Origin of the sequence: Microcoleus vaginatus HSN003 (assembly GCF_022701255.1) — a bacterium.
GTDB lineage: Bacteria > Cyanobacteriota > Cyanobacteriia > Cyanobacteriales > Microcoleaceae > Microcoleus > Microcoleus vaginatus_B.
This window is the reverse complement of sequence record NZ_CP031705.1, coordinates 1926503-1951543: the sequence shown is the minus strand read 5'-3', so window position 1 is coordinate 1951543 and position 25041 is coordinate 1926503. Positions and strand designations below refer to the sequence as shown.

Below are 25041 nucleotides of genomic sequence, written 5' to 3'. Positions count from 1 at the left end.
GCAAGCAATTGAGTGCAATAGTAAAAATAGACCGAGCGTTGGCGAGCTCAAAGTTGAGACTTATCACTTAGAGCAGTATCTAACAGCTCAGCTCAAGCTTGCCTTTGTGCAGTTTGAATTGTATCTGTATTCGGTCAAGGTCGGCCGTTTTTTGCATGAAATATTTTAGCTTTGCGGGCGATCGGACTCTCTGACCGTCTCAAAATCCCGTAAGTGCTTAGCTAGTATGTCTTTTCGGTCTATAATAGACTTTGGCTATTCAAGCCTAACTATCAGGAATTGTTTTCTAGTCAGTAACTCAGGGCTAAAGCCACGCTCGCTTGTAAGAGCAATCAAAGCAAGCTGTACTGACGGGCCTCAGTCTTAACTGACTACGTTATTTAGGTCATGACACCTTGGGATGCGAAGCTAGTCCCCCGCTCTGTCGCTGGTGGTTAAACAGTTTTAAAGTCACTGAAACAGTGCTGCCAGCCTAACAAGCCTTTATAACATTGGCGAAGCTAACTTTACCCCGCAAGGGAGTTGAGGCAACTATACCTCAAAAAATCGGAGAGGTTGTATTAAATTCCCTCTCCGCCCCGTAAGGGGAATTAAGGCGATTGAAATCGCCTGGTCGTTTTCCCCGAGCGGGCTAAAGCCACGCTCGTTTCCCACTTACCGAGTATTTTTTATGAATTATCTTATCGCCGTACTGCCCGATCGAATTCAAGCCGAAGCTGCCTACACTGCTCTAGAAAAAGAAGGCTTGCCCATGAAGCAAGTGAGCATTTTGGGCCGTGGCTACAAAACTGCTGATGAATTTGGCTTGATCGACCCCAACCAGCAAGCGAATAAACAAGCTAAACTCATGGCTGTTTGGCTAGTGCCGTTTGGCTTTATTGCTGGCGTTACTTTCAGTCTGATGACTCAGTTGAAGACTTTTGCGTGGGCGGGCGAAATTGGCGATCACGTGATCGGCGGAGTGCTAGGTGCGATCGCCGGCGGGATGGGCAGCTTTGTTGTTGGCGGAGCCGGGGGCATGGCTTTTGGCAGCGGCGATGCTTTGCCCTACCGCAACCGTTTGAATGCCGGTAAATTTTTGATTGCGGTTAAGGGTACTGATGATTTGACTGGGAAAGCTGCGAAGATTTTGCAGCAGTTTGAACCGGAAAATATCCAAGGTTATACAGAGACTTAGTTATTTGTTTGTTAACAGTTGACTGTGGACTGTTGACTGTTGACATTCAACTCGTGTAATATTTGGAGGCAGTGATGGAATCACAAACTATCCCCCTACATTCTCCCCTAGAATTAACGCTCGAATTAACTGATGAGCAGTTTTTTCAGTTGTGTATAGACAACCGGGATTTAAGATTTGAACGCACTGCAACGGGAGAATTAATTATTATGCCGCCTGCGAGTAGCGATACAGGCAGACGGAATGCGGATCTAAGTTTTCAACTCGAAGGTTGGAGCCGTCAAAATAAGCATTTGGGAATTGCTTTTGACTCTTCAACTGGATTTAAACTCCCCGACGGTACAGACATTTCTCCCGATGCTGCTTGGGTGCGGCGCGACAGGTGGGATGCTTTAACTGCGGAAGAAAAAAAGAAATTTGCGCCGATTTGTCCCGATTTTGTGGTGGAATTGCGATCGACCACTGACTCCCTAGAAAAATTGCGGGCTAAAATGAAAGTGTATGTGAAAAATGAAGCGAGGTTGGGATGGTTGCTCGATCGCAAAAATAGAAAAGTTGAAATCTCCCGTCAAGGTTCAGATGTGGAAATTTTAGACTCGCCTGCAACTCTGTCAGGTGAAGATGTATTACCCGGTTTTGTTTTGGATTTAAGTGATATTTTGTAGGTTGATATTAATTATGGCGAATTTACAAAGAGAAGAACTGTTAAAAGGCATCGAAAACCGCGACTGTGTGGCGCGGGCACTCGACCAAGCCGAACAAGCAATTAAAACTTGGGAAGTTACTCAGACTGATTTTCTGTCGCCTCCAGAATTGGCGGACACTCTGACGGTATTTAAGCGGTTAACAGACGTGGAATTAGTGGCTTGGGGCGGCTACCCGCAAGCTGAAAGACAAAGAATTGCGATCGCGCGATCGGATATCCCGATCGACTCTGCTAGCGTTAACGTTGCTGCGGTAGAAATCGCTGGCAATTTCTTGTTCGATACAGCTTCTCACCGCGACTTTTTGGGGGCGATGTTGGGTACGGGAATTGTCCGGGAGAAAACTGGGGATGTGATTGTTTTGGGAGAACGCGGCGCGCAAGCCATTGTTATGCCCGAGATGGTAGAGTATTTGGAGATGAGTTTGCAGCAAGTGCGATCGGTTCCTGTGCAAACGCGGCGCATTGAGTTGAGCGAACTCAAAATTAGAGAACCCAAAAAGAAAGAAATGACAACCGTTGAAGCATCCATGAGATTGGATGCTGTCGCCTCGGCTGGATTCGCAATGTCTCGCAGCAAAATGGCCGATTTAATTGATAGTGGCGACGTGCGAGTTAACTGGAAAGACGTTACTCAAGCTAGTTATAATGTCAAGTCGGGAGATTTAATTGCTGTTACGGGCAAGGGAAGATTGGAAATTGGGGAAGTTGCTGTTACTAAGAAGGAACGCTATCGAGTCCAGTTAACTCGATATTTGTAATTTATGGGTAGCATCTTCGGCCCAACCCCTACTCCCCACAAAAATTGACTCTTTGTGGAACAGGCATCTTGCCTGTTCTTAAGAATGCTGAGGCGAAGATGCCCAACCCCTACTCCCCATAAAAAATTGACTCTTTGTGGAACAGGCATCTTGCCTGTTCTTAAGAATGCTGAGGCGAAGATGCCCACCCCCTACTCCCCACAAAAAATTCACTCTTTGTGGAACAGGCATCTTGCCTGTTCTTAAGCAACATATGAGTTATACGACCCAAAAACCCCGAAAAACCCGGTTTCTTTGGTTTTATGCGTAAGTCCTAAATCCAAATTATCGGGGAAAAGTTTTCCTTACCCACACGGCGATACCCAGCATTAACAAGCCAAATAGTAAGCCAAACAGCAGACTCCAGAGAATTGTCGCAGCAAACGGATGCAGCGGTAGAGAAAAATCGGGTTGCCATTGAATCCGTGTATCCTTGATTAGAGGATAGGCGGCGGAAAAGATTTGTCCGCCGCCGATCGCAGTTCCGACAAAAAAGATGATATTCTCAAGCTGGCGCGATCGTTTTTTCTCCCTGTCTTCCTGTTGCTTGTATAATTCCATCTGTTCCCTGTCCAATTCCACCTGTTCGATTTCCACCATCCCCCGCACAGTAGATATCGACTGCTGGAACAAATTTTGACTAGCAATCAGGTAGTTTAAATCTATTTCTATTTGCCGCCGATACTTATCCTCAGCTAAATCTAGAAACCTCTGCCAAAAATCCAGATTGTCGCCTGAGATGCACAAACCTTTAATTCTTGCCAACGCCTCACCATAATTTTCAGCATTAGTATCAATGGTATTCCTATCTTCTTGCAAATATCGCACCTGCTGAGCAAAATCCCACATTTTAGTGTGAACTTCAGCCAGCAACTCCTTTAACTTCTGCAACTTAACTTCTCGATTTTGTTCGCTTTCTATTGCACGCAATTCGCGAATCTTCTTTTCTAACTCGCCCACTATTTGCTGGGCTTGGCGATACTTTTTCCTAGCTTCCACATACACAAATACAATTTTAGCGCGAGAGCACAGCAGATTCATCAAGTAAGAATAAAACGCCGGCGTTGCGGATTTCAAAGTTTGGGGGTTGTCTTGCAACCATACTAAAATGTGACACCGCTGACGCGCATCATCTTCTCGGCTGTCATACTCAAAAATCGGACTCCCGAACAACTTTCCTTCCGCGCGAAAGTCTACTGATGCTGGCTGTTTATCCTGTACAAAAGCTTTAACAGACTCGTCAGCTAGTTTCCGGTAAGTATTATAAACTGCTGGTGCGGCGTATAATAATAATGTCTGTCCCAGAGACGGTTGAATTGCATTTGGCAACAAGCAACCTTCGGGATTTAATCGAGTCAAGTCCCCTACTTTTATTGTGACATTTTTATAGTAAAAAGTCAAGTCTGCGGTGTAAGTATCCTGAAGTCGCAGAGCATAGATAAAACCATCAAGTTTCTGGTTATCTGGCTCAGTAATTGGCTGAAAATTCAGAGTTTTCCCATCTGGAATCAGCAATTTTACCAAAGTCAGATTTTCCCCTTCGCCGTCTGGATAATAGTCGCCGTTTTTGTAGCAAATTAGCTTTTCTCTGAGGGAGTTGAGTTCGTTGATGTTAAATTCTTTGCCGACATTATCTGCCAGATTTTCCCACAAATATCGGGCATTTTTTGCTACTTGCTTATAGCCTTCGTCCCTATCATCCCGCAGGTGGAAAGGATAGAGGCTAATGCTGGGATTTTTAATTTGCCATTCTTGGCTCATAATCAATTTTGTGAGATGTTTTCAAGTATTTCTATCAGATATTTTGGGCGGGCAAGATGCCCACTCTACAATATTTTTATGGTTTCTATCCTAGGAAGGTATTTGTGGATTATTTGTTGGCGGTGCAGGCGGCGCAGACGACACAGACAAACCCAGTCGAATCTGATTTTCCTTCAGCGTTTGGTAAAACTCCCTGACGATTTCCTCCGGTGCATCGCTATCACCGCCGCCCGCACCCATTTTATCAATTTCGTTCTCTAAATTCTCTTCTATTTGAGGTCTAGTTTCGCACCAATCCTTGATTGTTTGAGCGATAATATTGATATTATCGGTCGAACCAACATCAATCGCGGATAATTGTTTGACAAAGTGCGGCTCGGATATTTTCAATAACTTACTGAAAGCTGCCACAATTTCTTTGGGTGTGGCCTCATCGGGAAGTGACATTACTAATCTCCTTAAATCACTCTTTTCAGTTGACAGCGGTAAAGTTTCGGTTTCGCCAATTAAGGTAAATGCAGCCCAAGCTATCGGACTCGGAAATCGAGCTTTTGTGGTTAGCATAGCACACCGCAAGGCGGCTGCTCGATTCTCGCCCCGTGCTAAATTTTGGTAGAATTCAGTCATTAGTAATTTGGCTGAAATCGCTCCCATATTCCACAGGGAAACGATGATGCTGGGGACTCCGGCGAGGATGAAGCAGCGCGACAATCCGATGACTCCATCTCCGGTGATTTTACCGCCTCCGGTGCTGCACGCGCTTAAAACTACGAGTTCGGAATCGAGTTTTAATTGCAGGATTTCTGCGGCGTTAAGCGCGCCGTCGTCGGTGTCTCCTGATGGTGCTAAAATTATTGCGCCCGGGATACCGGAACCTTGGAAATCGTCGAGGAGTCCGTGGGCGGATAAATGCACGATGCGGGTGTTTAGCATCCTGTCTAAAATGGCGACTTTTGTGGCTTTTTCTCCGCTAATTGCTTCGGTTCCTAAAGTTGCGGCAATGGCTTCGGCGGCTTCTTTAGCCCTGGGGATTTGGCGGAGTTTGTAGGGGTTTTCGTTGAATTTTGGGGCGATGGTTGGATCGCCGACAATTAGGGCAGCTTGTCTCAATCCTCGCACTCGGTTTTGATGTTCGCGGGTGATTTCTAATACTTGGATGGATGGGCTGGTGAGGATGGTATGATTTTCGATTAGGTAGCGGTTGTTTCTATCTTGCAAGGCGGCGAAGGGAACTAAAAATAAGTCGTAGTGGGGGACGAAGATGATGGGGGAATTGGCATCGGTGGGTAGCAAGTCGATGATGGGTTCGATCAGGATTTGATGGACGAGTTGCAAGAGGGGAAAGCAGCCTGTTTCATCTCGTTTGTACTGGGATTCTAGCTGAATTTTGTTGCCTTCGTCGTCGGTTTCATTGGTGCCGATGGAGACGCGGGTTTTGAGGATAATTTGTTTGAGGGTTTGGTTTTGTTGGTTGAGGGGTTCGAGGTTGGCGGCGCGATGGGTGATGTGGCCGTTTGGTTGGATTACCCAGATGTAAATTTTTGGATTGACAATCGAATATTCAACTATTGTCGAGTTTCTCTCGCGGGCGATTTGTTGGATTTTGGGAATTGATAACCCCCCTTAGCAAGGGGGGGCTTTGAGAGGTTTGCTTCTTCCTCAAATCTTGATAACCCCCCCAACCCCCCCTTGCTAAGGGAGGGCTTAAGAGGGAGGAATTGAGATAACTCTTCTTCCCCCCCTTGATAAGGGGGGGACTGAGGGGGGGTTGTTAATAAGGTTTGCCGCAATAATTCGACGAAGGCACGGGTGCGCGACATTTCAGCTATTTCTAAGGCTTCATCAAATTTAGATTGGGCAATTAGGACTTGTTGCAGCAGGCGATAGGCAGATATTTGGGTTTCAAAGATTGAGGCTTTGTGGTCATTACTTACCAATTCAGAACGCAGAGTTTCATGAATTGCGATCGAGGCGCGAAGTGCTGTTTCAGCTTCAGCAAGTTTGTGAGTTTGTAGGAAAGCATTTCCCAAATTGTTGAGAGAGATTGACTCTCCCACGCGATATCCGATTTCCCGTGAAATCTCTAAATACTGTTGGTAAAATTTGATCGCCCTGTGGACTTGCCCTAGGGAAGCGTAAGCAATACCCAAATTGCCGAGGGAAGTAGCTTCTCCTTGGCGATATCCGATTTCCCGTGAAATCTTTAAATACTGTTGGTGAAATTCGATCGCCCTCTGGTATTGCCCTAGGGATTGGCAAGTATAGCCCAAACTCCCAAGGGAAACAGCTTCTCCTTGGCGATATCCGATTTCCCGTGAAATCACTAAAGACTGTTGGTGAAAATCGATCGCATTCTGGTATTGCCCTAGGGATTTGCAAGCATTGCCCAAACTCCCGAGGGAATTAGCTTCTCCTTGGCGATCACTTATTTCCCGTTTAATCACTAAAGACTGTTGCTGAAAATCGATCGCCTTCTGGTATTGCCCTAGTGAATAGAAAACAACCCCCAAATTGCCGAGGGAAGCGGCTTCTCCTTGGCGATATCCGATTTCCCGTGAAATCTCTAATAATTGTTGGTAAAATGCGATCGCCCTGTGGTATTGCCCTAGGGAATAATAAGCATTGCCAAAATTGCCGAGGGAATTAGCTTCTCCGTGGCGATTTCCGATTTCCCGTGAAATCTCTAAATACTGTTGGTGAAAATCTATCGCCGTGTGGTATTGCCCTAGGGAACCGTAAGCATTGCCCAAACTGCCGAGGGAAGCAGCTTCTCCTTGGCGATCGCCTATTTCGTGTTTAATCACTAAAGACTGTTTTAGGAATGCGATCGCCGTGTGGTATTGCCCTAGGGAATCGTAAGCATTGCCCAAATTGCCGAGGCAATTAGCTTCTCCTTGGCGATTTCCGATTTTTCGACAGATAGTTAATGCCTGTTCCCAAGAATGCAAAGCTTCTCGAAATTGACTGATTTTATACTGCTGATTGCCTTGTTCAAACAGTCTTTCTGCTTCCGCTTGTCGGGTGACTACCACTGAGGTGTTGTCATTCATCCCAAGCAGTATCCCGGCACAATTCATCAACCGATTAGCGTTATTTAGTTGCCCAAATCTTCTAAGATTCTCTGCCTCTTCTAGCATGGCCGCCACCAAGCCATCATCCCGCAATTCCGGCTGAGTCTCTAATACCTGCGCTTCTTCGCCGCTGGGGCAGGTTAGCAGTTGATTTATCAGGTTGAGATAGGCTTGTTCGCGTTCTGACTTCATTGCGATTTCGGATTTGGGATTGTGCGATCCATTAATTTATTATCGGTGAAACTCATCGGTTTTGGGCGATCGAATGTTTGTCGTTGGGTGGGGGCGGGCTTATCTAGATTGTTGGTGGGAATTGGGGATGGTTGGTAAAACCCGCCCCTACAGAATTATCGGGATGTTTGATTGTTTTGGGAAAATTTGGGTTAGGGGCGATCGACTTTTGGGAAAATTTTGGTTAGGGGCGATCGAATGTTTGTCCTTGGGTGGGGGGGTTTATTTATATTGTCAACGATCGCGATTATTCGTCTTTCGTCCGAAACAGCTTTCCTACCGACTTCACCAAAAGTTCTCGCGGCATCAATCGAGGCATATTGGCGATGATTTGATTGGGAATTCCCCCTGTCACAACATTAGACTCATTTTTGTCTAAAGCTTTCAAAGCATCTCGCACTACTTCCGCAGCAGGAACGAGTTTTAGCCCGCTGCTGGATGCCAAAGCTTTCGGAAATTCAGCTACCGCAGCAAAGTCGGATTCTGTCGGCCCTGGACAAAGGCACAAAACGCCAATTCCTAAATCTTTGTTTTCCGCCCAAAGTGCCTCGCTGAAACTCAAAACAAAGGCTTTAGTAGCTGCATACATTGACAAGTACGGCATCGGTTGAAAAGCTGCGAGGGAGGCTACATTGATAATACTTCCTGATTTTCGCTGCCGCATTCCCTGCAAAAATAAGTGCGAGAGTTCAACTAATGCTACAATGTTTAGTTGCACCATTGTTAGTTGTTTGCCAAGCGGGCGATCGGCAAAAGCACCGTAATCGCCAAAACCCGCATTGTTCACCAACAAATCAACCGTCCAACCTTTTTTAACAACCGCGTCAAATACAGCAGTTGTCGCTCCTGGTGCGGTCAAATCTTGAACGATAATTTCGACCAAAATATTGAATTCCTGTTGCAGTTGAGCAGCTAGCTGTTGCAATTTGTCTTCGGAACGAGCTACCAAAATTAGATTGTGCTGGCGTTTGGCTAATTCGGCGGCAAAGGCTGCACCAATTCCGCCAGAAGCACCAGTGATTAAAGCAGTCGGCATGAAATTAATTCGGATATTTGACCTAGGCTTTATATATTTTAACAATTATCTGGACTTACACATAAATACCAAAGAAACCGACTTTTTTACTTTACTTAAAGGCTCAAATGCAGTATTTTAGTAAAAAAAAACGGTTTCTGCATCCCAGACTCAATTATTTTGACGGGGAACCTGTAAAATAATTAAAAGGGAATAGGTGAGTTTTATGGCGCGTCTTACCGATCGAGCTTTTGAAATTTTGCGGGCCGAAGTTGACAAGTGCGCGGCGGCTGATACTCTAGCGGGTGAAGTCTACCGAGGGATGGTAATCAAGCGGTTGGAGAAGTTACGATCGCAAAACGGCACTTTCGCCTCAAGAGAAGAAATCCGCGATACCTTCAAAGACGAATTTCCCAACTTCAGCGAACAAGCTCTCAAAGCTGCCGTCAAAGCCAACCGCCCGCCCGGATTGTTCGGTAAAATCATCTTTGCTGGGAGTTTGCTGGGAAGTGCAGCGGGGATAATTTGGTTGATTAACCTGCCTTTTCCGATGATTCGCTGGCCCGTGGCGAAAACAATGCCGATATTGTTGCTGCCGAGTTTTATGAGTATGGATCACAATTACCGGCAGGCGATCGCCCTTGTGGAACAATCCGATCAACTGGTGAATAAAGCCACTGCTGTCGCGGATTTTGACTTGGGCGAAATTAAAGCAAAACAAGCGCAAAAACACCTCGACGCCTTGCCGGTGTGGTTCCTCGGCTATTACCCAAAGAGGTACTGCTCTTTTTTTAGCTGCAGTTGGCAGTTTACACTCGATGAATTTCAAGCCGCCCGCAAAAATGTCGGGCGGATGGAGGCTCAGATTTTCCAGCAAAAAAATGCTTTTACTCAGTTAAATCAAGTCGAACAAACTCTCAACGCGGCAAAACAGCAGTATCAGCAAGCCAAAACGGCTGCGGATAGACAAAAAGCGACGGTAAATTGGCAAAGTGCGATCGACCAACTCAATCAAATTCCCGCCGAAACCCTCGCGGGAGAAACGGCTAACAAAACACTCAAAGCAGCAGAAAGAGACTTTCAAGCAATGGGCGGCGTCGCCACCGGTTCTGTGCAGGCTGACAACTTAATTGAAGCTGCCAAAGAATTTGCTCTCTCCGCCGCCGTCGCCGCCAAAAAACCGCCGCATCCCGCCGCACAGTGGGAGCAAATAGCAGAATTGTGGCAAGAAGCTATTAACAGACTGAAATTGATTTCTGTCGATAACCCTGGGTATCTCGACGCTCAAACCAAACTCGCTCAATATCAAAAAGATTTAGGAATTACCCAGATTAGACTGCAAGCAGAAAAAGATTCTACAACAGCTTTGCAAGCAGCTAAAAACTTGTTTGCCAACTTGCAAAATAATGTGAATTCTCAAAATCCCGGTTACTCCCTCAGCCAGTTGCAACAAATTATCAATCAATTAGAATCCGTCAAACCCGGCACAACGGTTTATCGCGAATCCCAAAAATGGCTGCAATCTGCTCGCAAAAAACAGCAAGAATGGCAAAAAAATTAGTCAGTTGTCAGTCAACAGTTAACAGTCAACCGTCAACCGTCAACCGTCAACTAATAAATTACCAAGTCGGGTCAACATACAGATTAATTGTCACTTGCTTCTTCCCGGAAGGGATGCCGGAAATACAAGCACAAATCGTATCTCCGCCATCAATTTCAACTTCGCAAGCGTGACAAGAACCCATGAGACAGCCTGTAGGAATAGAAACCCCTGCACGTTTGGCTACATCTAATAAAAGCTCTCCCGGTTCAGCTTCAACTGTCACGTTATCAGGTAAAAAACAAACTTTTGTCATTGAATTTGAACCTCAACTCTAATAAACAATAATCAACTGTTAACAGTCAACAGTCAACAGTCAACAGTCAACAGTCAACAGTCAACAGCCAACAGTTAACTAATCAACCTAAAATATGCTTGATATCTAAATGCTTTTCCACTGTATCTGCTAGAGAGTCTAACAGAGTTTCTCGGTGTTCTCTGTAATTAGGAATACCAGTAGGCAACGCGCGGAGTCCCCGCTGCTGCCGCAAGTGATTTAACCAAGCTCGCCGCCAAGCTCCGTTATCAAATATGCCGTGCAGGTATGTACCCCAAATTGATTGAGAAGTATTGACCATTCCTAAACTAGCATCGTCAAATAGCGGTTGAGTCAAATCTGACTCTAGGATTTGCGTTTTCCCTTGATGAATTTCGTAACCGGAAACGGGCAAACCCGGTTGAGGATAGTTAGATGTTACGATGCGTTGGCGGGCAATTTTGTTCGGTGCCATCGCAGTTTTCAAAGGCAGCAATCCCAATCCTGGAAATTCTCCCTTTTCTCCCTCAACGCCTTCTTTATCCGTGATACTTTCTCCCAGCATCTGAAAGCCGCCGCAAACTCCCATGACTGTACCGCCAGCTACTAAATAATTTTGAATAGCTTTTGCCATACCTGTTTGGCGCAGCACCTGCAAATCGGAAATTGTAGTTTTAGAGCCTGGTAAAATTACGGCGTCTGGATGGCCTAAATGGTCTTTTGGGCTGACATATTTGACAGTGACGGAAGTTTCCGACTCTAGGGGGTCAAAGTCGGTAAAATTGGAAATTCGGGGCAGGCGGATGACGGAAATATTGATGTCGGTTTGAGAATTGGGAGAACGTCGATCGAGTAAATCGAGAGAATCTTCTGAGGGAAACACTTCGTCTATCCAAGGAATCACCCCAACTACCGGGATTCCCGTCCTTTCTTCTAGCCAAGTCAGGCCTGGATCTAAGATCGATTTTTGCCCTCGGAACTTATTAATAATGAATCCTTTAATTAAAGCTCGTTCGTCGGGATCGAGCAATTCCAAAGTACCGATGATGTGAGCAAAAGCACCGCCGCGATCGATATCAACTACTAGCAAAGTCCGAGCCTTTAAATGTTTAGCTACCCGCATATTTGTTAAATCGCGGTGTTTGAGATTAATCTCAGCAGGGCTACCGGCTCCCTCACACACAATCATGTCAAATTCTTGGCGGAGAAATTCTAAAGATTCCCGAATAGCTTGCCAGCCGATATCGAAATACTGTTCATAATATTGAGATGCTCGCACATTTGCGATCGCCCGGCCCTTGACAATCAATTGAGAAGTCATGTCTCCTTGTGGCTTGAGCAAAATTGGATTCATTTCTACCCAAGGTGCGACGCCTGCAGCCCAAGCTTGCACTGCTTGAGCGTAACCAATCTCTCCGCCGGCGGCTGTGACATAGGAATTCAGGGCCATATTCTGACCTTTAAACGGAGTTACCCGCCAGCCGCGTCGAGAAAAAATTCGACACAACGCTGCAACGAGTAAAGATTTCCCTGCGTGAGATGTTGTTCCCACGACCATAATTGCTTTCATAATATTAAAAGAGAAGAAAGTTCGGCAACGCGCAGTGTACGGGATTTAACGGATTTAACGGATGAATGTTGAGGAAGTAAGAATTGACATACTCCCCGGCGTGAACGCACGGGGATTCTAGGTTCAAACAGCGATTGCAAGCCGAGCTTGTCTGACATCACCTAACCCGGCAGTGGATGCCCCCACTGCACAAATATTCTTAGCGGCGTTTTCATCGCGCCCATTAACGGAATGACAGGAAGGACACCGCCATTCTCTAACCGACAGCTCTAGACTTTCAAGGACGTGTCCACAGTTGTTGCAGGTTTTACTAGAGGGATACCACTGGTCTATGTAGACCAATAACTTGCCCTTCTTTTTGGCAATCCATTCAAGGATTTGCAAGAATTCCCTGAGTGCCAAATCGTTGATATTTCTGCCCCAGAGTCGCTGCATTCCTTTCAGGTTCAACGTCTCAAAACAGAGAACATCGAATTTATCTGTTAGTTCATGCGCCAACTTCCAGAACCAATCACTTCGACGGTTAGCAATGTCTTCGTGTTTACGGGCTAAATTCTTCCTTGCTCGTTCTCGATTGGCCCAAGCCTTTTGCTTCCTAGAGAGATGCTTACTGGCTTTACGAATGGCGTTGAGCGATTGCTTGAAGAATTGGGGTGACTCAATCTTGGAACCGTCAGAGCAAGTGAGAAACGTCTTTATGCCAAAATCAAACCCAGCGATCTTACTCGTCTCGGATTTAATTTCAGGCTCGTCAACCCTATCAACGACCACAACCATGAATAGCTCTCCTAGTGGAGTGCGCTTAATGGTTAAGGTCTTGATCGTTCCTTCGACCTCCCTAGAGTTCCAATATTGATAGACCTTATTGCCAATCTTGATCCGATTGCCGCCAAGAAACTTATAGCCAGCTTGCTTGAGCGTGAAGGATTTGTATTTTCTAACCTTCTTGAATCCTGGGGGTCTAACTTCTTTTTTGTGATGCTTGAAAAATAGCTGATAAGCTTTCTCAATCCGTTGACAGATATCCTGCACAGCCTGAGAGCCTACCGATTGCCAGAAGGGGTTACGCTTCCGCCGCTTGGCAATGTGAGCCTGAAGTTGGGCGCAGTTGAGATGTTTTTTGAACATCCGATAATACCTGCGATGCAGTGCAATACAGTGATTGTAGATCACCCCAGCGGCGTTGATTGACCGCTTGAGAAACCTATTTCGCTTGTGGTTGTACAGCTTAAACTTCAGTGTCTTCATGCGACAATTGTATATCATCTAGATATACAAGTCACTGAATAAAAGCGTGTTTTTTCGGCTAACCGACGAAGAGTTTGAAAACCTTGAGAAGTATTGCCAGCAAACTCAAATATCTAAATCAGACGTGCTCAGAGAGTTAATTAGATCGCTAAAGGTTAAAAAGTCGCCCTAGAAGGGCGAGGCTTTAGACCCAAATTTTCGGTAAAAAGTAAGAAGGCAGAAGGCAGAAGGCAGAAGGCAGAATCAAAAAAATTCTGGTTTCTACCTTTTGCTTTTTGGCTTAAGATGACGGCTTATCTTCGCCGGATACATTCTCAGACTTGGATTCCTCGGCCGCTTGAGCAGCTTCTACTAGATCCGGAGGGGGGGGATTCGGGCGAATCAATTCCGGGTGTTCTCCCTCAGAAGATGGTTCTTCATCTGTGGATTCGATCGAGATCACGGATACTGAAACCGTTTCCACCTGCACGCTCAACCCGGGTTCTCCCGGTACTTCTATCTCTACAGGCGGTGCCATTTCCACCACAGTCATTTCCAGAGATACAGCAGGGGCTTCTGCTTCCGGTACGCCTGCTGCTGCTTCCGGTTCACCAACCGCAGCCGGCGGTGTCTGGGTTTCCAGAGATACAGCAGGGGCTTGTGCTTCCGTTACGCCTGCTGCTGCTTCCGGTTCACCAACCGCAGCCAGAGGTGTCTGGGTGTCAGCGGACGATCGATCTTCGATCGGACTTTCCGCTATTTTGTCAGAACTTGCGGTTTCTGTGGCCATCAACTCGGCCATTGCTTCAACATCGTTGGGAAACGGCACTCCAAAGCTTGTTTCAACAGCAGTGTTGCTGCTTTCGGCTGCAACTTCTGCAGCCGCCTGGGCTAATTCGGATTCGAGAATCTTGTCGATACCCGGTGCAGGAGTTGCCGTTATTTTAGATTCAGGTGCGATCGATTCTGGAGTCACTGAAGGTTTTGGCGTCTGCGGAGTTGCATCAGACTTGTTTTTACCCGCACCGAGTCCCAACATACCGCCGAGACTATTTTTGATATTGTCGAACAGACTTCCGAAACCGCCGGATTTTTTAGCTGGTTTAGGAGAAGTTGGAGAAGTTGGAGAAGTTGGAGGGGTTAGAGGAGTTGGGGCCGCCGCCGCTGCCGCCTGCGACTCTTTAACGGCTCTCCTCCATTCTGTTTCCTCGTCAAAATCATCTGCTTCTAGCTGCTGTGGAGGCTCTGGCTGAGCCTCTGCTGGCTCCACACTTGGTGCAACGGCTATTTCTGAAATTTCTAGAGGTAGAGGTAGAGGAGTGAAACTGCTGGCTAATTCTGCTGGGGTTGGTGAAGTCTCAGCAGCAGGAGTTTCGACTGAAAACACTGGTATTTCTGCAATTGCAGGTGGTTTCGAGTCGGGAATTTTCAAGTCAGGGGCGATCGCACTTTCGGCCGTCGCCTCGATCGAACTTTCAGCAATACTTTCAGCTATGGGGGGAATCGCCGGCTGTTCCTCTAGCTTTACCTCGCCCTTATCCATAGTGGGTGCTGGAACCACATCAGTTTTCGGTTTGGGCGATCGAACAAACTTAGGTTTTTTCGCTGCTGCGGGTTCTTTTTTCTTGGCAAACAAGCCAGCCAAGGGCACGCCTGCTGCAGCCAAATTCGCCGACTGAGGAATCGGCGTTTGCTCAGCAACGGGCGTCACCTGCCGGCGCAAAGTCAGAGTTTCCCAGGCAAACCAGCCCAACATCGCCACGCCCGCCATTTGACCAAGCAGGAGAGCACCAGTAATTCGTCCCGCACAAGCCCATAAAATTAACGCATAAAAAAGCCCTACCCCGCTCCACGTAAAATCACTTTTGCGGTGCACTTCTGGAAAAAAGAAGGCCGCCATGTAAATACTGAAGCTGCCTAGACCGACCGCCAACGCCAGAATGTATGCAAGCATATTGTCGGTACCTCCGCTGTGTCAAATAACTTCTACGCGCTAATTCTACCCTTGACAGAGGCTTAACGGCTTCTTTCTCTCGGACAATTCTCGATTTTGGGGGAAATTCGGCAACGAACCGGTGTAAGGAATTTTACACGTTCAACGGATGTTGACAGTAGAAGTGCGAGGAAAGATTTCCCACTCTCCCCTAGTTCTCTACTGCCCATCACCCCCTAGCCGCACACCCCCTATCCCCATTACCCCCTTCTCAGTGGTGATATATGTCACTTAAACTATGCCCGTGCGATCGCACCAAGCGACTGAGGATGTTTATATGTTAGATGTGTAAGAGGAATTATGCCCTAGGGCGTATGTATTGGAGACAGTGCCATGTTAGAAAAACTATTATTAGCTGCCGGCTTAACCTTATCGCTTCACATATTTCCCGGACTAAGCACTTCGGCGAAATTACCAAAAAATTTGGTATTGCGATCGAGCGCTGAGCCGGCTCAAACCCAGAAAGCTCCCATGGTTGCAGTACCTGCGGGCATCAAGGCGAACGTCCAATCCTAATGATACGTGCCAGATCATACGTGCAAGTGCGATCGGACTTAGGCAGAGCCTCTATAATATTTTTTTCGAGATCTTCTCTTTTCTATGTGAGTGTTCACAACTCATCAGTTTGTAGTCAGGGCTTTAGTCCTCATTAATATCACCTAATAAGGACTAAAGCCCTTACTACAAACCGTAGGGCAATAATTAGTAGTAGATAGAACAGTAATTCCCATAAAATACTAAACAAATCTCCACATCAGGCTGTCTTATAGAGACATTCAAACATTAAAAAACTTGGGAAACCTTGAGTAAAAGTTCAAAATAGATATATGATGTCAGATTGAGTTCACAGCTAATAAGCACGTTGACTATTAAATCAAGGAGAGTAATAATGGGACTTAGCGATATTCTATTGAATGAAAACAACAGAGAAACTTTTGTGAATGACTGTGTGAAGTTGATAGACAAACAAGTTGCTGCAGCGTCAGGATTGGGTGGTATGGCTCTTAAAGCTGCCTACTCTACTGTCAAGGGGATACGGGCTGACTATTGCGCCCAAGTCGTCGATCAACTTCTGCCAGAAATCTCGATCGCACTCGATCCGATGTGGAGTGAAGCGGTAAACAATGGCAACCCAGTCGAATATTTTGCGGAAAGAAAAGGTGAAGTAGCAGACGAATTGCTCCAGATAAGTGACAAAAGGGTCGAGAAAAGCACAAGATCGATGGTTAAAGGCGCCTATGGCAAACTCCGCCCCTCAGCTAAGACTTATGTAGAAAAGGGAGTACCGGATTTAGCCGAAATTATTAATAAACATAGCGCGGCCTGCTAAGTGAGCAACGGCTAAAAAACACAATACCCAGATACCCGGCTTCTTCAAGAAATCGGGTATCTAAAATCCGACTTATTCGTAAGTTTGTAGTTAGGAGGGAGACTCCTAATTGTATGCTTATCCATTGCCAATTACCCATTGACTTGCCCCCAATATTTTCAACATCGCCTGTCCGGTAATTCCCAACCCCAAAAACATCACAAACATCGCGCTAATCGCAGGCAAAAACTTGACGGCTGTGAGCTGTTTTGGCAGTTTATCAAAATTCCGTTTGGCATAAACTAAGATTAATCCGATCGCACTCAGCACTAAAGCCAATCCCAAACTAAACGCTACCACTAGCGTCATTCCCAAACCAACATTGCCCAAAGCCGACGCACTCAACAGCATCACCAAAGCGGAAGGACAAGGCAACAAACCGCCGGAAATTCCCAAGGCCAATAAGCTTTTCCAAGTAATAGGATCACCGTCAGCACCGGGCGGCAAGTGCGAGTGAAGGCGGCCGTCTCCGTGATCGTGGTAGTGGTGAGATATATCTGGTTTTACAGGCTTAAATTCTCGCTCCCAACTTCCCCTACTCAAAAGATTCACTGGTTCTTCACCTTCCGCAGTAAGGACTTTACTCCTTAAAAACCAGTTTTTATTAAAAACTTTACTTTTTATTGTTTTGAGAAGTTCAGTCCTCACTACCCACCTTGTCTTAATTTTTGATAAAAATAAGTTAAGCCCGATCGAGGCTACTAATAAACCAGAGATTAAACTCAGCCAAGGATCTAATTTTTCTGGATCGATTAAGTTAGAAGCAAACAAAGTAATTGCGCCCACAGCAAACACGCCGGCAGTGTGAGTAATTGTAGTCGTCGCTGCTAGAAATAAAGCGTGTAGGGGAGTAGCCCGTGAACCAACTAAATAAGCACCGACTATGGTTTTTCCGTGTCCGGGCGACATCGCGTGCACGCATCCCCAAGCAAATGCTCCCGCTATTGCTAGCAGCAAACTCCAACCTGAATCCCAGATAGATTCCTTTCCTGCTAACAAAAAGTCGCGGTTTTGTGGCGTAAACACAAAGCTTTTGACAGCACCCGCTTGCACGATCGTAGCTTGACAGCTAGCTGTCGGAACTCCGGGTAAAAACAAATTGTAATTAATCCGAAAATTAGGTTTTGAGAGGGAAATTGCCCCAGGTAAAGCAGGGGTTGTATTTTGAGAAGATGCGGGCCAGGTGTAGTCTAAAATTAAGGTGCTGTGGGTATTCGGCTGCTGGATTAAGCTGGCGGTTTTAGCTGCTATGTCTAGCGGTTTTACTGCTACAACGCCTTGAATGTTGCTGCTGTTGGTAATGGGGATTTGTTGGCTGAAAAACTTTTCTAGTTGTGTTTGGTGGCTGCGAACTTCAGCAGGTTGTAGCTGGCTGTCTCGATTGTCGTCGGCGAAGTTTGTTAAGCCGGTTGGGAAGGTTAATGTTACTTCTGTTTGGAAATCGTTGACTACTATTTCTGCTACGGATAAGTCTGACCAGTGCGAGTAAACTGGTCTGGTTGAGGTTGTTAGTAAGAATGAAAGTGTTAGGGAAAATAGGATAAATAATTTTGAAAGTCGGTTCAGTTTGTACTGCATAAATACTTGTTTTTTTAGTTATTTTCGGATGAGTTATTTGTTTTTGTTGTGATTTGTTCGGCGCGCGATCTTTTCGTGAGTCCCACAGTCCGCCGGGGATTGAAATCCCCGTCTCATAGCGAAAGTCGGTTGAAACCGACTAAAAGATTTTCTACTTTTTAGTGAAATCTTTTAGTCCTATGCAAGAGGACTTAAGCTTTTAGCCAGGGGTTTCAACCCCTGGTGGGCTGGGGGAGTTGCAGCTATTAGTTAATCTCAAAATTCATAACTTCCCAAGCCCAATGCTTGGCGAGCTCGATCGTCAAAACTCGGGTCAATTTCCTTGGACTTTTGAAAAAAAGCGCGAGATTCAGCATCCTTACCTAAAGTCCGGGCGATCGCACCAGCCCGGTAAAACATCCCCGCATCCCGAATCCCCGATCGCACTATTTCGACCATCACTCGATCGGCTTTTTGCCATTCCCCAGCGGCGGAAAGCGCCCAGGCTAAAGTATCCAGCGTCACTGCATCCCGCCGAATTTTCACCTCCTCCTGCATTAACGCCAGCGCTTCGGTGACATCCTGCGATCGACCTTTTTCCAACAGCAAACTTGCCAAATCCCTGCGGTGGCCAAAACCGCCAGATCCAGAAACCTGTTCCTGTCGCAGCCCGGCTTCTGCTTTGTCGCGAAGTCGCCGGGATTCGATCGCATCTCCCTGCAAATCCTTCACCCTCGCCATACCGCGATCGACAATGCGATCGAACACAGTCTCAACCCCGCCAGAATAAGCAGAAACCTTGCTGTAATAGCCTTCCGCCTCCCGATAATTGCCCTGCCGCGTCTCCAAATCCGCCAAATAAATCAGCGCCAGCGGGTATCGCGGCACCAACCGCAGCGCCTCCAAAAACAGCGCTTTCGCCTGCACAAACTGCCCGCGACGTGCGTAAAATCGACCCAAGAGCGATCGGGCCCGCGCCGAACCAGCAACCTCTCCCGGTTCCTCCGCCGCCATTGCTTGCCGGTAATCCTGCAAAACCTCAGCATCTCGGCCCTGAGACTCTCTCACTAAGGCTCTTAAAGTGAGAGAACCCAAATTGGGAATCCGGTTAACTAAGGCTTCGGCGGCTGCATTTGCCTCGCTCACTTTTCCCATCGCTAAGTGAGATGTAATTGAAAGGGCGATCGCATCTTCATTATCAAAACCCGCCTGTTTAGCAAAGCGCAAAGCAGTAGCAAAATCGTGTCTTGCCTCGGCAATTCGAGCTAAAACTAACAGGGCACCTTGGTTGTCAAAAGGCAAATCGGCGATCGACCTTTGAGCCGCTTGTTCTGCCAATAAAAACCAACCTCCCTCCCCAGTAGCGCGAGCCATTTTCAAATAAGATCCCGCCAGTGACGCCCGGTTCAAACCGCTGCGGGAATCAACGGCCAACCGCTGCTGGTAAAAAGCAATCTCTTGCTGAATTGCTTCCTTTTGATTGGGATTATTTCTCAAACTTTTCGAGAAATGATAACGGTAATTAGCGTCTAGATTGGCCGGACTATTGTTATAAAGTTTATCGGAAATAAAACGCAAATTAGGAGGGAAATTTACTACTACCATCCCAACTAAAGGAACTACTATCAGCAGCCACCACGAGAAAATATCCGATTTTATTTCCAGTTTAGTCTTAGTTTTCATACATCCGCGTTAATCAGCGTTCATCTGCAGTTAAAAAAAGGATTTTACATCTGTCATTAGTCAGTAAACCCTGACTAATGACAGATGACTAATGACTAATAACTAATTAGGCAAAGCCAAATAAGGAAAACTCGGTTCTAAAGGTTTGTGTCCCTGAGCCGGATTTCCCGGAGTTCCGTTATATGAAACGTTATCGCCAACCGGAGAACCCACCAAAGCTCCCAGAGTGATATCAATAACGTCGTCCATCAGCATACGACCTCCGATCAAGCTTCCTTGAGCATTTGTAGCGCTAGCGTAGCCGCTGGTTTTTGTGGTATCAATCCGCATGACATCGGGTAAGAAAGCTCCGGCGATCGCATTTGGATCGACATTATCCCGACCGTCCAAAAGATCCACAGCATTCAGAGTAGCAACAGCTTCCTGCCGCACCGGAGCAGCAGCAGCGCTCAAATCCAATCTCGGAGGAATATTATTAAATGCCTCCAGATAAGCGGGAGAAACTATCAAACCCTCATTAATTGCAGGTCTCGCCAAACGCTCGAATTGTTTGAAACCGCCAGCTCCGTCTCTGATGGAAATCGTTGACCAAACATCAAAAGTATTCGCCCCAGTTGCTGCTTGCAAAAACGCTTTCGGAACGCGCACAGCAATTGAATTGACGTTGTAACCTTTAGTAAAGTCGATCGCTTGACTCGGTTCTTTAAAAGCAGTGCGCGGCCCAGTTCCCAAAGCTGCGGCGCGAACTCGGAAAAATTGTTCGACATCAAAGAAAAACGGGTCTTCGCGTAAACCCGCAAATACAGTCAAGTTAGAACCGCCCACAGGTACTGTATTCACAACAGCATTAGAATTCAGCGGAGTTGTGGCAATTAACCCGCCGTTAACTGTAGTCTTAGCAACAGTCTCCGTGCCGTTGCGAATAACAGTTACAGCTACCGCTTGCATACCTTGATTGTTAGGCGGACTGAAGGCAAACCGCAAGATAATATCGGAGCGTCCAGTAGGTGTAGAATTCACGTCACCTACCTGCGTGATGTGAAATTGGTAGAGGGCTGTAGTGCTGAAATAATATTGAAAGCGGGCTACAGACCTGGGATTTGAATTCATAGTAAATACTAAATCCCCCTCCGCAGCACCGGGGTTTTGGTCTTTTTCGCGATATACGAACACGTCAGTTAAATTGACAGCGCGACCTTTAATATCTACTTCCCCGTCGTCGTGGTCGGAAGCGACAATTATCCCTGGAGTTAATAGAGCAATTAGAGCTACTTCAATAGCTAGTATGGTTCGGCGAATTTTTTTTGTGAGCTTCACTCTTAGCACCTGTATTTCAATGATATTTTTGCACAAATCAATGGTAAATAACCCGCCTTCGCAGGTTTTACTTTGGGAGCAACAGGTTGAAATCTGTCAACCTCTCGGGCTTTTGCGCTGTTGCTGAGCCTTCCCCTATTGGTGGTATACGAAGGTTTGGCAATTTTGGATCTGTGCTGCCAGATTAATTTATGCAAAAAAGTGCGTTATTGAGGATTTATTCGTTCCCGGGCTATTCTTGGGAATTCGTGCTGGGAGACAGAGCCTCGCTTATATGGGTTTCCAAGCTCTTCTTGGGAGTGAGCAGACAGAGCTTAGGAACGAGTGAATGGCGTTATTTTGACTGTTCAGGCTCAGGGCATTTCTTCGTTCTGCATAAAGCGGATTGGTAAGTCTCCAAAAAATCACTAATTAGGTGGTAAAATTCAAGATGACTTGGGATTTTTACAATTCAAAGCACGACAAAATTGGCCGGAAAAGGCATACTCCAGTTTGTACCCCCAACTTCAAACTTACAATTATGTTCTGTAGTGATATACGCCGAATTTTTAATTTTGGATCTGTGCAGTCAAAACAAAAATTTTCGGTACACTGAGATGACAGGCCAGAAGTCAGGCGATGAATCGCTGCTTTTAGTGCAGATTGCCCGGAAAGACCAAACGGCATTAGCTAAACTTTACGATCGCTACGGTCGCCCAAGTTACGCTCTCGCTTACAAAATCCTGGGTTCGGTAGAAGAAGCTGAAGAAGTGGTACTCGATGTTTTTTCCCAAATTTGGCAAAAAGCAGCAACTTACGATCCTTCTCGTAGTCGAGCAGATACCTGGTTGTTCATGCTGACCCGCAGTCGTTCCCTCGATCGGCTTCGATCTGTGCAGCGAACAGTCCGGGCTGCTGAAGCTTGTCTGGAAGAGGCTAAAGTACCCATCTCTAGCGTTGCAGAACCGATGGAAGATGCAATGTTTAAAGAACGCAGGGAACAAGTCAAAGCGGCCTTAGAAAAACTGCCAAAGGAACAGCAACAGGCGATCGAACTCGCCTACTACCAAGGATTGACTTGTGCGGCGATCGCGGCTAAAACGGGTATCCCGACAGGTACAATCAAAACCAGAATTCGGTTGGGTATTTCCAAATTGCGTCAAGCTTTGAGCGAAGAATTTTAGATAGTCAAAAAACAAAATTTAAGTTGTTTAACATCAATCTAAAATTGTGGCATCTCCAATCATCCATCTTGAGTGCGAGGGTAGCAGACAATCTCAAATTTAAAATCAACTTAGGCGGAATTACAATTATTGGCGAAAACAGATGGAAATGATGCCAGACGAGGAATATAACATCCTTGCAGCCCTTCAAGCTCTCGATATCCTCGACGAGTCAGAACGTGGGGCATTTGCAGAGAAATTGAAAGAGTCCGCAGAAATTAAAAGTGAATTAGCTGCTTTGGAATCAACGATTGCCGCGATCGCCTACACAGTCCCCCCAGTTCCCGTCGCCCCCGACCTCAAAAACCGCCTGTTCCAGCGCATAGCCGAACTGCCGCCAACCCCGGCAGAATCAGTCAATTTAAAGCCGATTGTTACCTCTCCAACAGAGCACAATACTCCATCTTTAATCGTGCGATCGAACGATGTCAAATGGACATCTTATGGAGTTACGGGAGTCTCGTTTGGCAAGCTTTACATTGACAAAAACAAGCGCGAAATTACCTGCTTGATGCGACTAGAACCTGGAGTAACATTTCCCATGCACCGACACGCTGCCTCGGAGGAAGTGCTTGTATTAGAAGGAGAGTTAATTGTAGAAGGGGAAATTTGCCATCAAGGCGACTACATTCGATCGGTTCCAGGTTCCACACATTCGCCCCTCACACAAGGGGGATGTTTGCTGTTAATGAAAACTTCCCTAGACAACGAAATGTTCCTCTGATATTATGTCGGTTGATTTTCCTGCAATGATTTCTTTTCGCTTAGTCGGGGCTGGTTTATGTAGACCGATTTTTAGTAGAAATTATAGAGTGTTGGTGAAAGTAGCGTTTCCAAGTATTTCGTCGGTTAATTGACCGGACACGCTCTAACTCAAGAATACCGCATTGCTCCGCATTCGGCGGTTAAAAATTCCAAATATATCACGTAATTCCCATGCTAAAATACTCGCGTTTAACTGCTGTTCTGTCTGCCCTTATTATACAATTTGTACCCAGCAACCAAAGCGCGATCGCCCAAGAACGCGAAGGATGTTTTCTTGTTAATTCAGTGGGAGAAGTAATTAACTTAAATTTGTTGTGTTCGCCTCAAGAACCCGACATTAAGCTGACAGGAAACGATGGGAAATTTCTGGAAGACTACAAACGCTTAGCAAAAAGCTACTCTCCCGAAGCAACGGATAATTTATTGCAAGCAATCCAAAGGGCGCCTGGTCAAAAAATTGCGGCCGCTAAAAGAATGTGTGCGGAAGCAAAATGTGGAATTTCTCTGCCGGAATTTAAATTAAGAGCGATCGGGCAAGCTACAAGTATCGAAAATCCAAGTGCCAAAGAAAGTTTTCTGGCGGATGCCGATATTATTACCACTCTTGCCGCCAACCATTATTGCCCGGAGTTAGCCAGTAACTAATATCATGAAATCTGTAGGGACAGGGTAAGCGAGCATCTCAGTTTTGCTTTTACTATCCGTGCGCGATCGTCCGCCTCCCACTCCTAAAAAATACTTGTTACAAAACTGAGATGCTTCCCACGGTAATGCCGCGTCTCTACTTGCAGCAACGATCCATGAAATTACCGGACATGAAACATTTAAAATCAAGCTCCGCCGACTTGCGGGATTTATTCAAAGACAGCATTACAGTTAAATACCTCGCGGAACCGCTGGAATCTGTCCCCGCTTGCGAAGACGCAGCCAAATTGCGATCGTGGATGGAGGCCCGGGATTTTGACGTGCTCGGTATCGAAGAAAATGGCACGGTTTGCGGCTATGTAGAACGATCGCAATTAATGACAGGCAAGTGCAGCGACTACCAGCAAATTTTTCACCCCTCACAATTAATCGCCGCCGCCACTCCTTTGATGGAATTGCTGCCGCTGCTGCGAGAAAAACCGAGATTATTTGTATTGGAAAGCAACAGGATCAACGGTATCGTTACCTGCGGCGATTTGCAAAAAGCACCGGTGCGGATGCTGCTGTTTGGATTGGTGACGCTTCTCGAAATGAATTTATTGCGGATCGTGCGGATTTACTTTCCCCAAGATTCTTGGCAGAAATTGCTTAAGGGCGATCGCATCTTAGCGGCAAAACACCTGTGGGAATTGGGGCGATCGCGAAATGAAGCAATTGACTTAATCGATTACCTGCAATTCTGCGACAAGCGAGATTTAATCCTGACTTCTGCTGAAATAGTCGATCGGCTGGGCCTCAAATCCAAACGCTACGGGGAGCGTTTTTTAAAGTCAGCAGAAGCATTGAGAAACAAATTAGCTCACGCTCAAGATTTAATTAACGGTTCTTCTTGGCCGGAAGTAATTTTTTTGGCTCAGGAAATAGAAGCGCTTTTGCAGCGTTGCGAAGAAATCGAAATGACTACACCCGCTGAATGAGAAAGCATTTAAAAAATCAGAAAGGTTCGAGACTAAGGAATGAAAAATCAATAACTTGCACAATTAAACCCCAGAAGCCTTGCTCCAAGGTAAACTATTGCTCTATTAGTCACCTTATTTAT

The 25041-nt window shown here is 46.1% G+C and carries 23 protein-coding genes; 11 read left to right on the top strand and 12 right to left on the bottom strand.

Annotated elements, in window-relative coordinates; all coding sequences use genetic code 11:
- The first annotated feature begins 670 nt into the window (after window positions 1-670).
- From D0A37_RS08290 to D0A37_RS08280, 3 genes are all read left to right on the top strand, one after another.
- On the top strand, window positions 671-1177 hold the full coding sequence (locus D0A37_RS08290; protein ID WP_242723148.1) for a hypothetical protein: 507 nt from the start codon (window positions 671-673) through the stop codon (window positions 1175-1177).
- 74 nt (window positions 1178-1251) lie between these two features.
- Entirely contained in the window at window positions 1252-1842 is a 591-nt protein-coding gene (locus D0A37_RS08285; RefSeq protein ID WP_242723147.1) for a Uma2 family endonuclease, read from the top strand.
- Between the two features lie 13 nt (window positions 1843-1855).
- Window positions 1856-2641 (top strand): photosystem II electron transport protein, Sll1252 family, encoded by a 786-nt coding sequence (locus tag D0A37_RS08280; protein WP_006634183.1) that lies wholly within the window; start codon window positions 1856-1858, stop codon window positions 2639-2641.
- 78 nt (window positions 2642-2719) lie between these two features.
- On the opposite strand, the gene D0A37_RS08275 is transcribed toward D0A37_RS08280, so the two are convergent.
- The 5 genes from D0A37_RS08275 to D0A37_RS08255 form a co-directional block, all read right to left on the bottom strand.
- Complete coding sequence (locus D0A37_RS08275) at window positions 2720-2872, bottom strand: hypothetical protein (RefSeq protein ID WP_242723146.1); 153 nt, start codon at window positions 2870-2872, stop codon at window positions 2720-2722.
- Window positions 2873-2965: 93 nt separating this feature from the next.
- The gene (locus tag D0A37_RS08270; protein WP_242723145.1) at window positions 2966-4441 is read right to left on the bottom strand and encodes a hypothetical protein; all 1476 of its coding nucleotides are present in this window, start codon (window positions 4439-4441) and stop codon (window positions 2966-2968) included.
- Between the two features lie 90 nt (window positions 4442-4531).
- Window positions 4532-5776 (bottom strand): CHAT domain-containing protein, encoded by a 1245-nt coding sequence (locus D0A37_RS08265; RefSeq protein ID WP_242723143.1) that lies wholly within the window; start codon window positions 5774-5776, stop codon window positions 4532-4534.
- Between the two features lie 230 nt (window positions 5777-6006).
- Window positions 6007-7704: a tetratricopeptide repeat protein gene (locus tag D0A37_RS08260; RefSeq protein WP_242723141.1), complete on the bottom strand. Its 1698-nt coding sequence runs from the start codon at window positions 7702-7704 to the stop codon at window positions 6007-6009.
- A gap of 286 nt (window positions 7705-7990) precedes the next feature.
- Window positions 7991-8779, bottom strand: coding sequence for an SDR family NAD(P)-dependent oxidoreductase (locus D0A37_RS08255; RefSeq protein ID WP_242723140.1), 789 nt, complete (start codon window positions 8777-8779; stop codon window positions 7991-7993).
- A 205-nt stretch (window positions 8780-8984) separates the two neighbouring features.
- Between D0A37_RS08255 and D0A37_RS08250 the strand changes: the two genes are divergently transcribed.
- The gene (locus tag D0A37_RS08250; protein WP_242723139.1) at window positions 8985-10319 is read left to right on the top strand and encodes a hypothetical protein; all 1335 of its coding nucleotides are present in this window, start codon (window positions 8985-8987) and stop codon (window positions 10317-10319) included.
- Window positions 10320-10377: 58 nt separating this feature from the next.
- Here the strand turns inward: D0A37_RS08250 and D0A37_RS08245 are convergent, their stop codons facing one another.
- The 3 genes from D0A37_RS08245 to D0A37_RS08235 all read right to left on the bottom strand — a co-directional run bounded on the left by D0A37_RS08245 (window position 10378) and on the right by D0A37_RS08235 (window position 13432).
- Complete coding sequence (locus tag D0A37_RS08245) at window positions 10378-10614, bottom strand: 2Fe-2S iron-sulfur cluster-binding protein (RefSeq protein ID WP_006634188.1); 237 nt, start codon at window positions 10612-10614, stop codon at window positions 10378-10380.
- A gap of 103 nt (window positions 10615-10717) precedes the next feature.
- Complete coding sequence (cobQ, locus tag D0A37_RS08240) at window positions 10718-12184, bottom strand: cobyric acid synthase CobQ (protein ID WP_242723138.1); 1467 nt, start codon at window positions 12182-12184, stop codon at window positions 10718-10720.
- 123 nt (window positions 12185-12307) lie between these two features.
- The gene (locus D0A37_RS08235) at window positions 12308-13432 is read right to left on the bottom strand and encodes an RNA-guided endonuclease InsQ/TnpB family protein (RefSeq protein ID WP_242723137.1); all 1125 of its coding nucleotides are present in this window, start codon (window positions 13430-13432) and stop codon (window positions 12308-12310) included.
- A 46-nt stretch (window positions 13433-13478) separates the two neighbouring features.
- Here D0A37_RS08235 and D0A37_RS08230 point away from each other — a divergent pair, with 46 nt between their 5' ends.
- Window positions 13479-13604, top strand: coding sequence for a ribbon-helix-helix protein, CopG family (locus D0A37_RS08230; protein WP_242723136.1), 126 nt, complete (start codon window positions 13479-13481; stop codon window positions 13602-13604).
- Between the two features lie 108 nt (window positions 13605-13712).
- On the opposite strand, the gene D0A37_RS08225 is transcribed toward D0A37_RS08230, so the two are convergent.
- Window positions 13713-15365, bottom strand: a complete 1653-nt coding sequence (locus tag D0A37_RS08225; protein WP_242723134.1) for a Ycf66 family protein — start codon at window positions 15363-15365, stop codon at window positions 13713-13715.
- Window positions 15366-15737: 372 nt separating this feature from the next.
- Here D0A37_RS08225 and D0A37_RS08220 point away from each other — a divergent pair, with 372 nt between their 5' ends.
- Window positions 15738-15920, top strand: coding sequence for a QAALIT motif small membrane protein (locus tag D0A37_RS08220; RefSeq protein WP_242723132.1), 183 nt, complete (start codon window positions 15738-15740; stop codon window positions 15918-15920).
- A 373-nt stretch (window positions 15921-16293) separates the two neighbouring features.
- Window positions 16294-16734: a DUF6918 family protein gene (locus D0A37_RS08215; RefSeq protein WP_242723130.1), complete on the top strand. Its 441-nt coding sequence runs from the start codon at window positions 16294-16296 to the stop codon at window positions 16732-16734.
- 117 nt (window positions 16735-16851) lie between these two features.
- Here D0A37_RS08215 and D0A37_RS08210 read toward each other — a convergent pair whose 3' ends face one another.
- From D0A37_RS08210 to D0A37_RS08200, 3 genes are all read right to left on the bottom strand, one after another.
- On the bottom strand, window positions 16852-18351 hold the full coding sequence (locus D0A37_RS08210; protein WP_242723128.1) for a nickel/cobalt transporter: 1500 nt from the start codon (window positions 18349-18351) through the stop codon (window positions 16852-16854).
- A 255-nt stretch (window positions 18352-18606) separates the two neighbouring features.
- Entirely contained in the window at window positions 18607-20013 is a 1407-nt protein-coding gene (locus tag D0A37_RS08205; protein WP_242723127.1) for a tetratricopeptide repeat protein, read from the bottom strand.
- Between the two features lie 102 nt (window positions 20014-20115).
- On the bottom strand, window positions 20116-21330 hold the full coding sequence (locus D0A37_RS08200; protein WP_242723126.1) for a DUF4331 domain-containing protein: 1215 nt from the start codon (window positions 21328-21330) through the stop codon (window positions 20116-20118).
- A gap of 596 nt (window positions 21331-21926) precedes the next feature.
- Here D0A37_RS08200 and D0A37_RS08195 point away from each other — a divergent pair.
- The 4 genes from D0A37_RS08195 (at window position 21927) to D0A37_RS08180 (ending at window position 24919) form a co-directional block, all read left to right on the top strand.
- On the top strand, window positions 21927-22493 hold the full coding sequence (locus D0A37_RS08195) for a sigma-70 family RNA polymerase sigma factor (RefSeq protein WP_242723125.1): 567 nt from the start codon (window positions 21927-21929) through the stop codon (window positions 22491-22493).
- A gap of 142 nt (window positions 22494-22635) precedes the next feature.
- Window positions 22636-23256, top strand: coding sequence for a cupin domain-containing protein (locus D0A37_RS08190; RefSeq protein ID WP_242723124.1), 621 nt, complete (start codon window positions 22636-22638; stop codon window positions 23254-23256).
- A gap of 212 nt (window positions 23257-23468) precedes the next feature.
- Complete coding sequence (locus tag D0A37_RS08185) at window positions 23469-23942, top strand: hypothetical protein (protein WP_242723123.1); 474 nt, start codon at window positions 23469-23471, stop codon at window positions 23940-23942.
- Between the two features lie 110 nt (window positions 23943-24052).
- A complete protein-coding gene (locus D0A37_RS08180) occupies window positions 24053-24919 on the top strand; it encodes a CBS domain-containing protein (protein ID WP_242723122.1) in 867 nt (288 codons plus the stop codon).
- Window positions 24920-25041 lie beyond the last annotated feature (122 nt).

Coding starts and splice junctions, on each gene's coding strand:
- D0A37_RS08290 (WP_242723148.1), top strand. CDS start 671: ATGAATTATCTTATCGCCGTACTGCCCGATCGAATTCAAGCCGAAGCT.
- D0A37_RS08285 (WP_242723147.1), top strand. CDS start 1,252: ATGGAATCACAAACTATCCCCCTACATTCTCCCCTAGAATTAACGCTC.
- D0A37_RS08280 (WP_006634183.1), top strand. CDS start 1,856: ATGGCGAATTTACAAAGAGAAGAACTGTTAAAAGGCATCGAAAACCGC.
- D0A37_RS08275 (WP_242723146.1), bottom strand. CDS start 2,872: ATGCCTGTTCCACAAAGAGTGAATTTTTTGTGGGGAGTAGGGGGTGGG.
- D0A37_RS08270 (WP_242723145.1), bottom strand. CDS start 4,441: ATGAGCCAAGAATGGCAAATTAAAAATCCCAGCATTAGCCTCTATCCT.
- D0A37_RS08260 (WP_242723141.1), bottom strand. CDS start 7,704: ATGAAGTCAGAACGCGAACAAGCCTATCTCAACCTGATAAATCAACTG.
- D0A37_RS08255 (WP_242723140.1), bottom strand. CDS start 8,779: ATGCCGACTGCTTTAATCACTGGTGCTTCTGGCGGAATTGGTGCAGCC.
- D0A37_RS08250 (WP_242723139.1), top strand. CDS start 8,985: ATGGCGCGTCTTACCGATCGAGCTTTTGAAATTTTGCGGGCCGAAGTT.
- D0A37_RS08245 (WP_006634188.1), bottom strand. CDS start 10,614: ATGACAAAAGTTTGTTTTTTACCTGATAACGTGACAGTTGAAGCTGAA.
- cobQ (WP_242723138.1), bottom strand. CDS start 12,184: ATGAAAGCAATTATGGTCGTGGGAACAACATCTCACGCAGGGAAATCT.
- D0A37_RS08235 (WP_242723137.1), bottom strand. CDS start 13,432: ATGAAGACACTGAAGTTTAAGCTGTACAACCACAAGCGAAATAGGTTT.
- D0A37_RS08225 (WP_242723134.1), bottom strand. CDS start 15,365: ATGCTTGCATACATTCTGGCGTTGGCGGTCGGTCTAGGCAGCTTCAGT.
- D0A37_RS08220 (WP_242723132.1), top strand. CDS start 15,738: ATGTTAGAAAAACTATTATTAGCTGCCGGCTTAACCTTATCGCTTCAC.
- D0A37_RS08215 (WP_242723130.1), top strand. CDS start 16,294: ATGGGACTTAGCGATATTCTATTGAATGAAAACAACAGAGAAACTTTT.
- D0A37_RS08210 (WP_242723128.1), bottom strand. CDS start 18,351: ATGCAGTACAAACTGAACCGACTTTCAAAATTATTTATCCTATTTTCC.
- D0A37_RS08205 (WP_242723127.1), bottom strand. CDS start 20,013: ATGAAAACTAAGACTAAACTGGAAATAAAATCGGATATTTTCTCGTGG.
- D0A37_RS08195 (WP_242723125.1), top strand. CDS start 21,927: ATGACAGGCCAGAAGTCAGGCGATGAATCGCTGCTTTTAGTGCAGATT.
- D0A37_RS08190 (WP_242723124.1), top strand. CDS start 22,636: ATGGAAATGATGCCAGACGAGGAATATAACATCCTTGCAGCCCTTCAA.
- D0A37_RS08185 (WP_242723123.1), top strand. CDS start 23,469: ATGCTAAAATACTCGCGTTTAACTGCTGTTCTGTCTGCCCTTATTATA.
- D0A37_RS08180 (WP_242723122.1), top strand. CDS start 24,053: ATGCTTCCCACGGTAATGCCGCGTCTCTACTTGCAGCAACGATCCATG.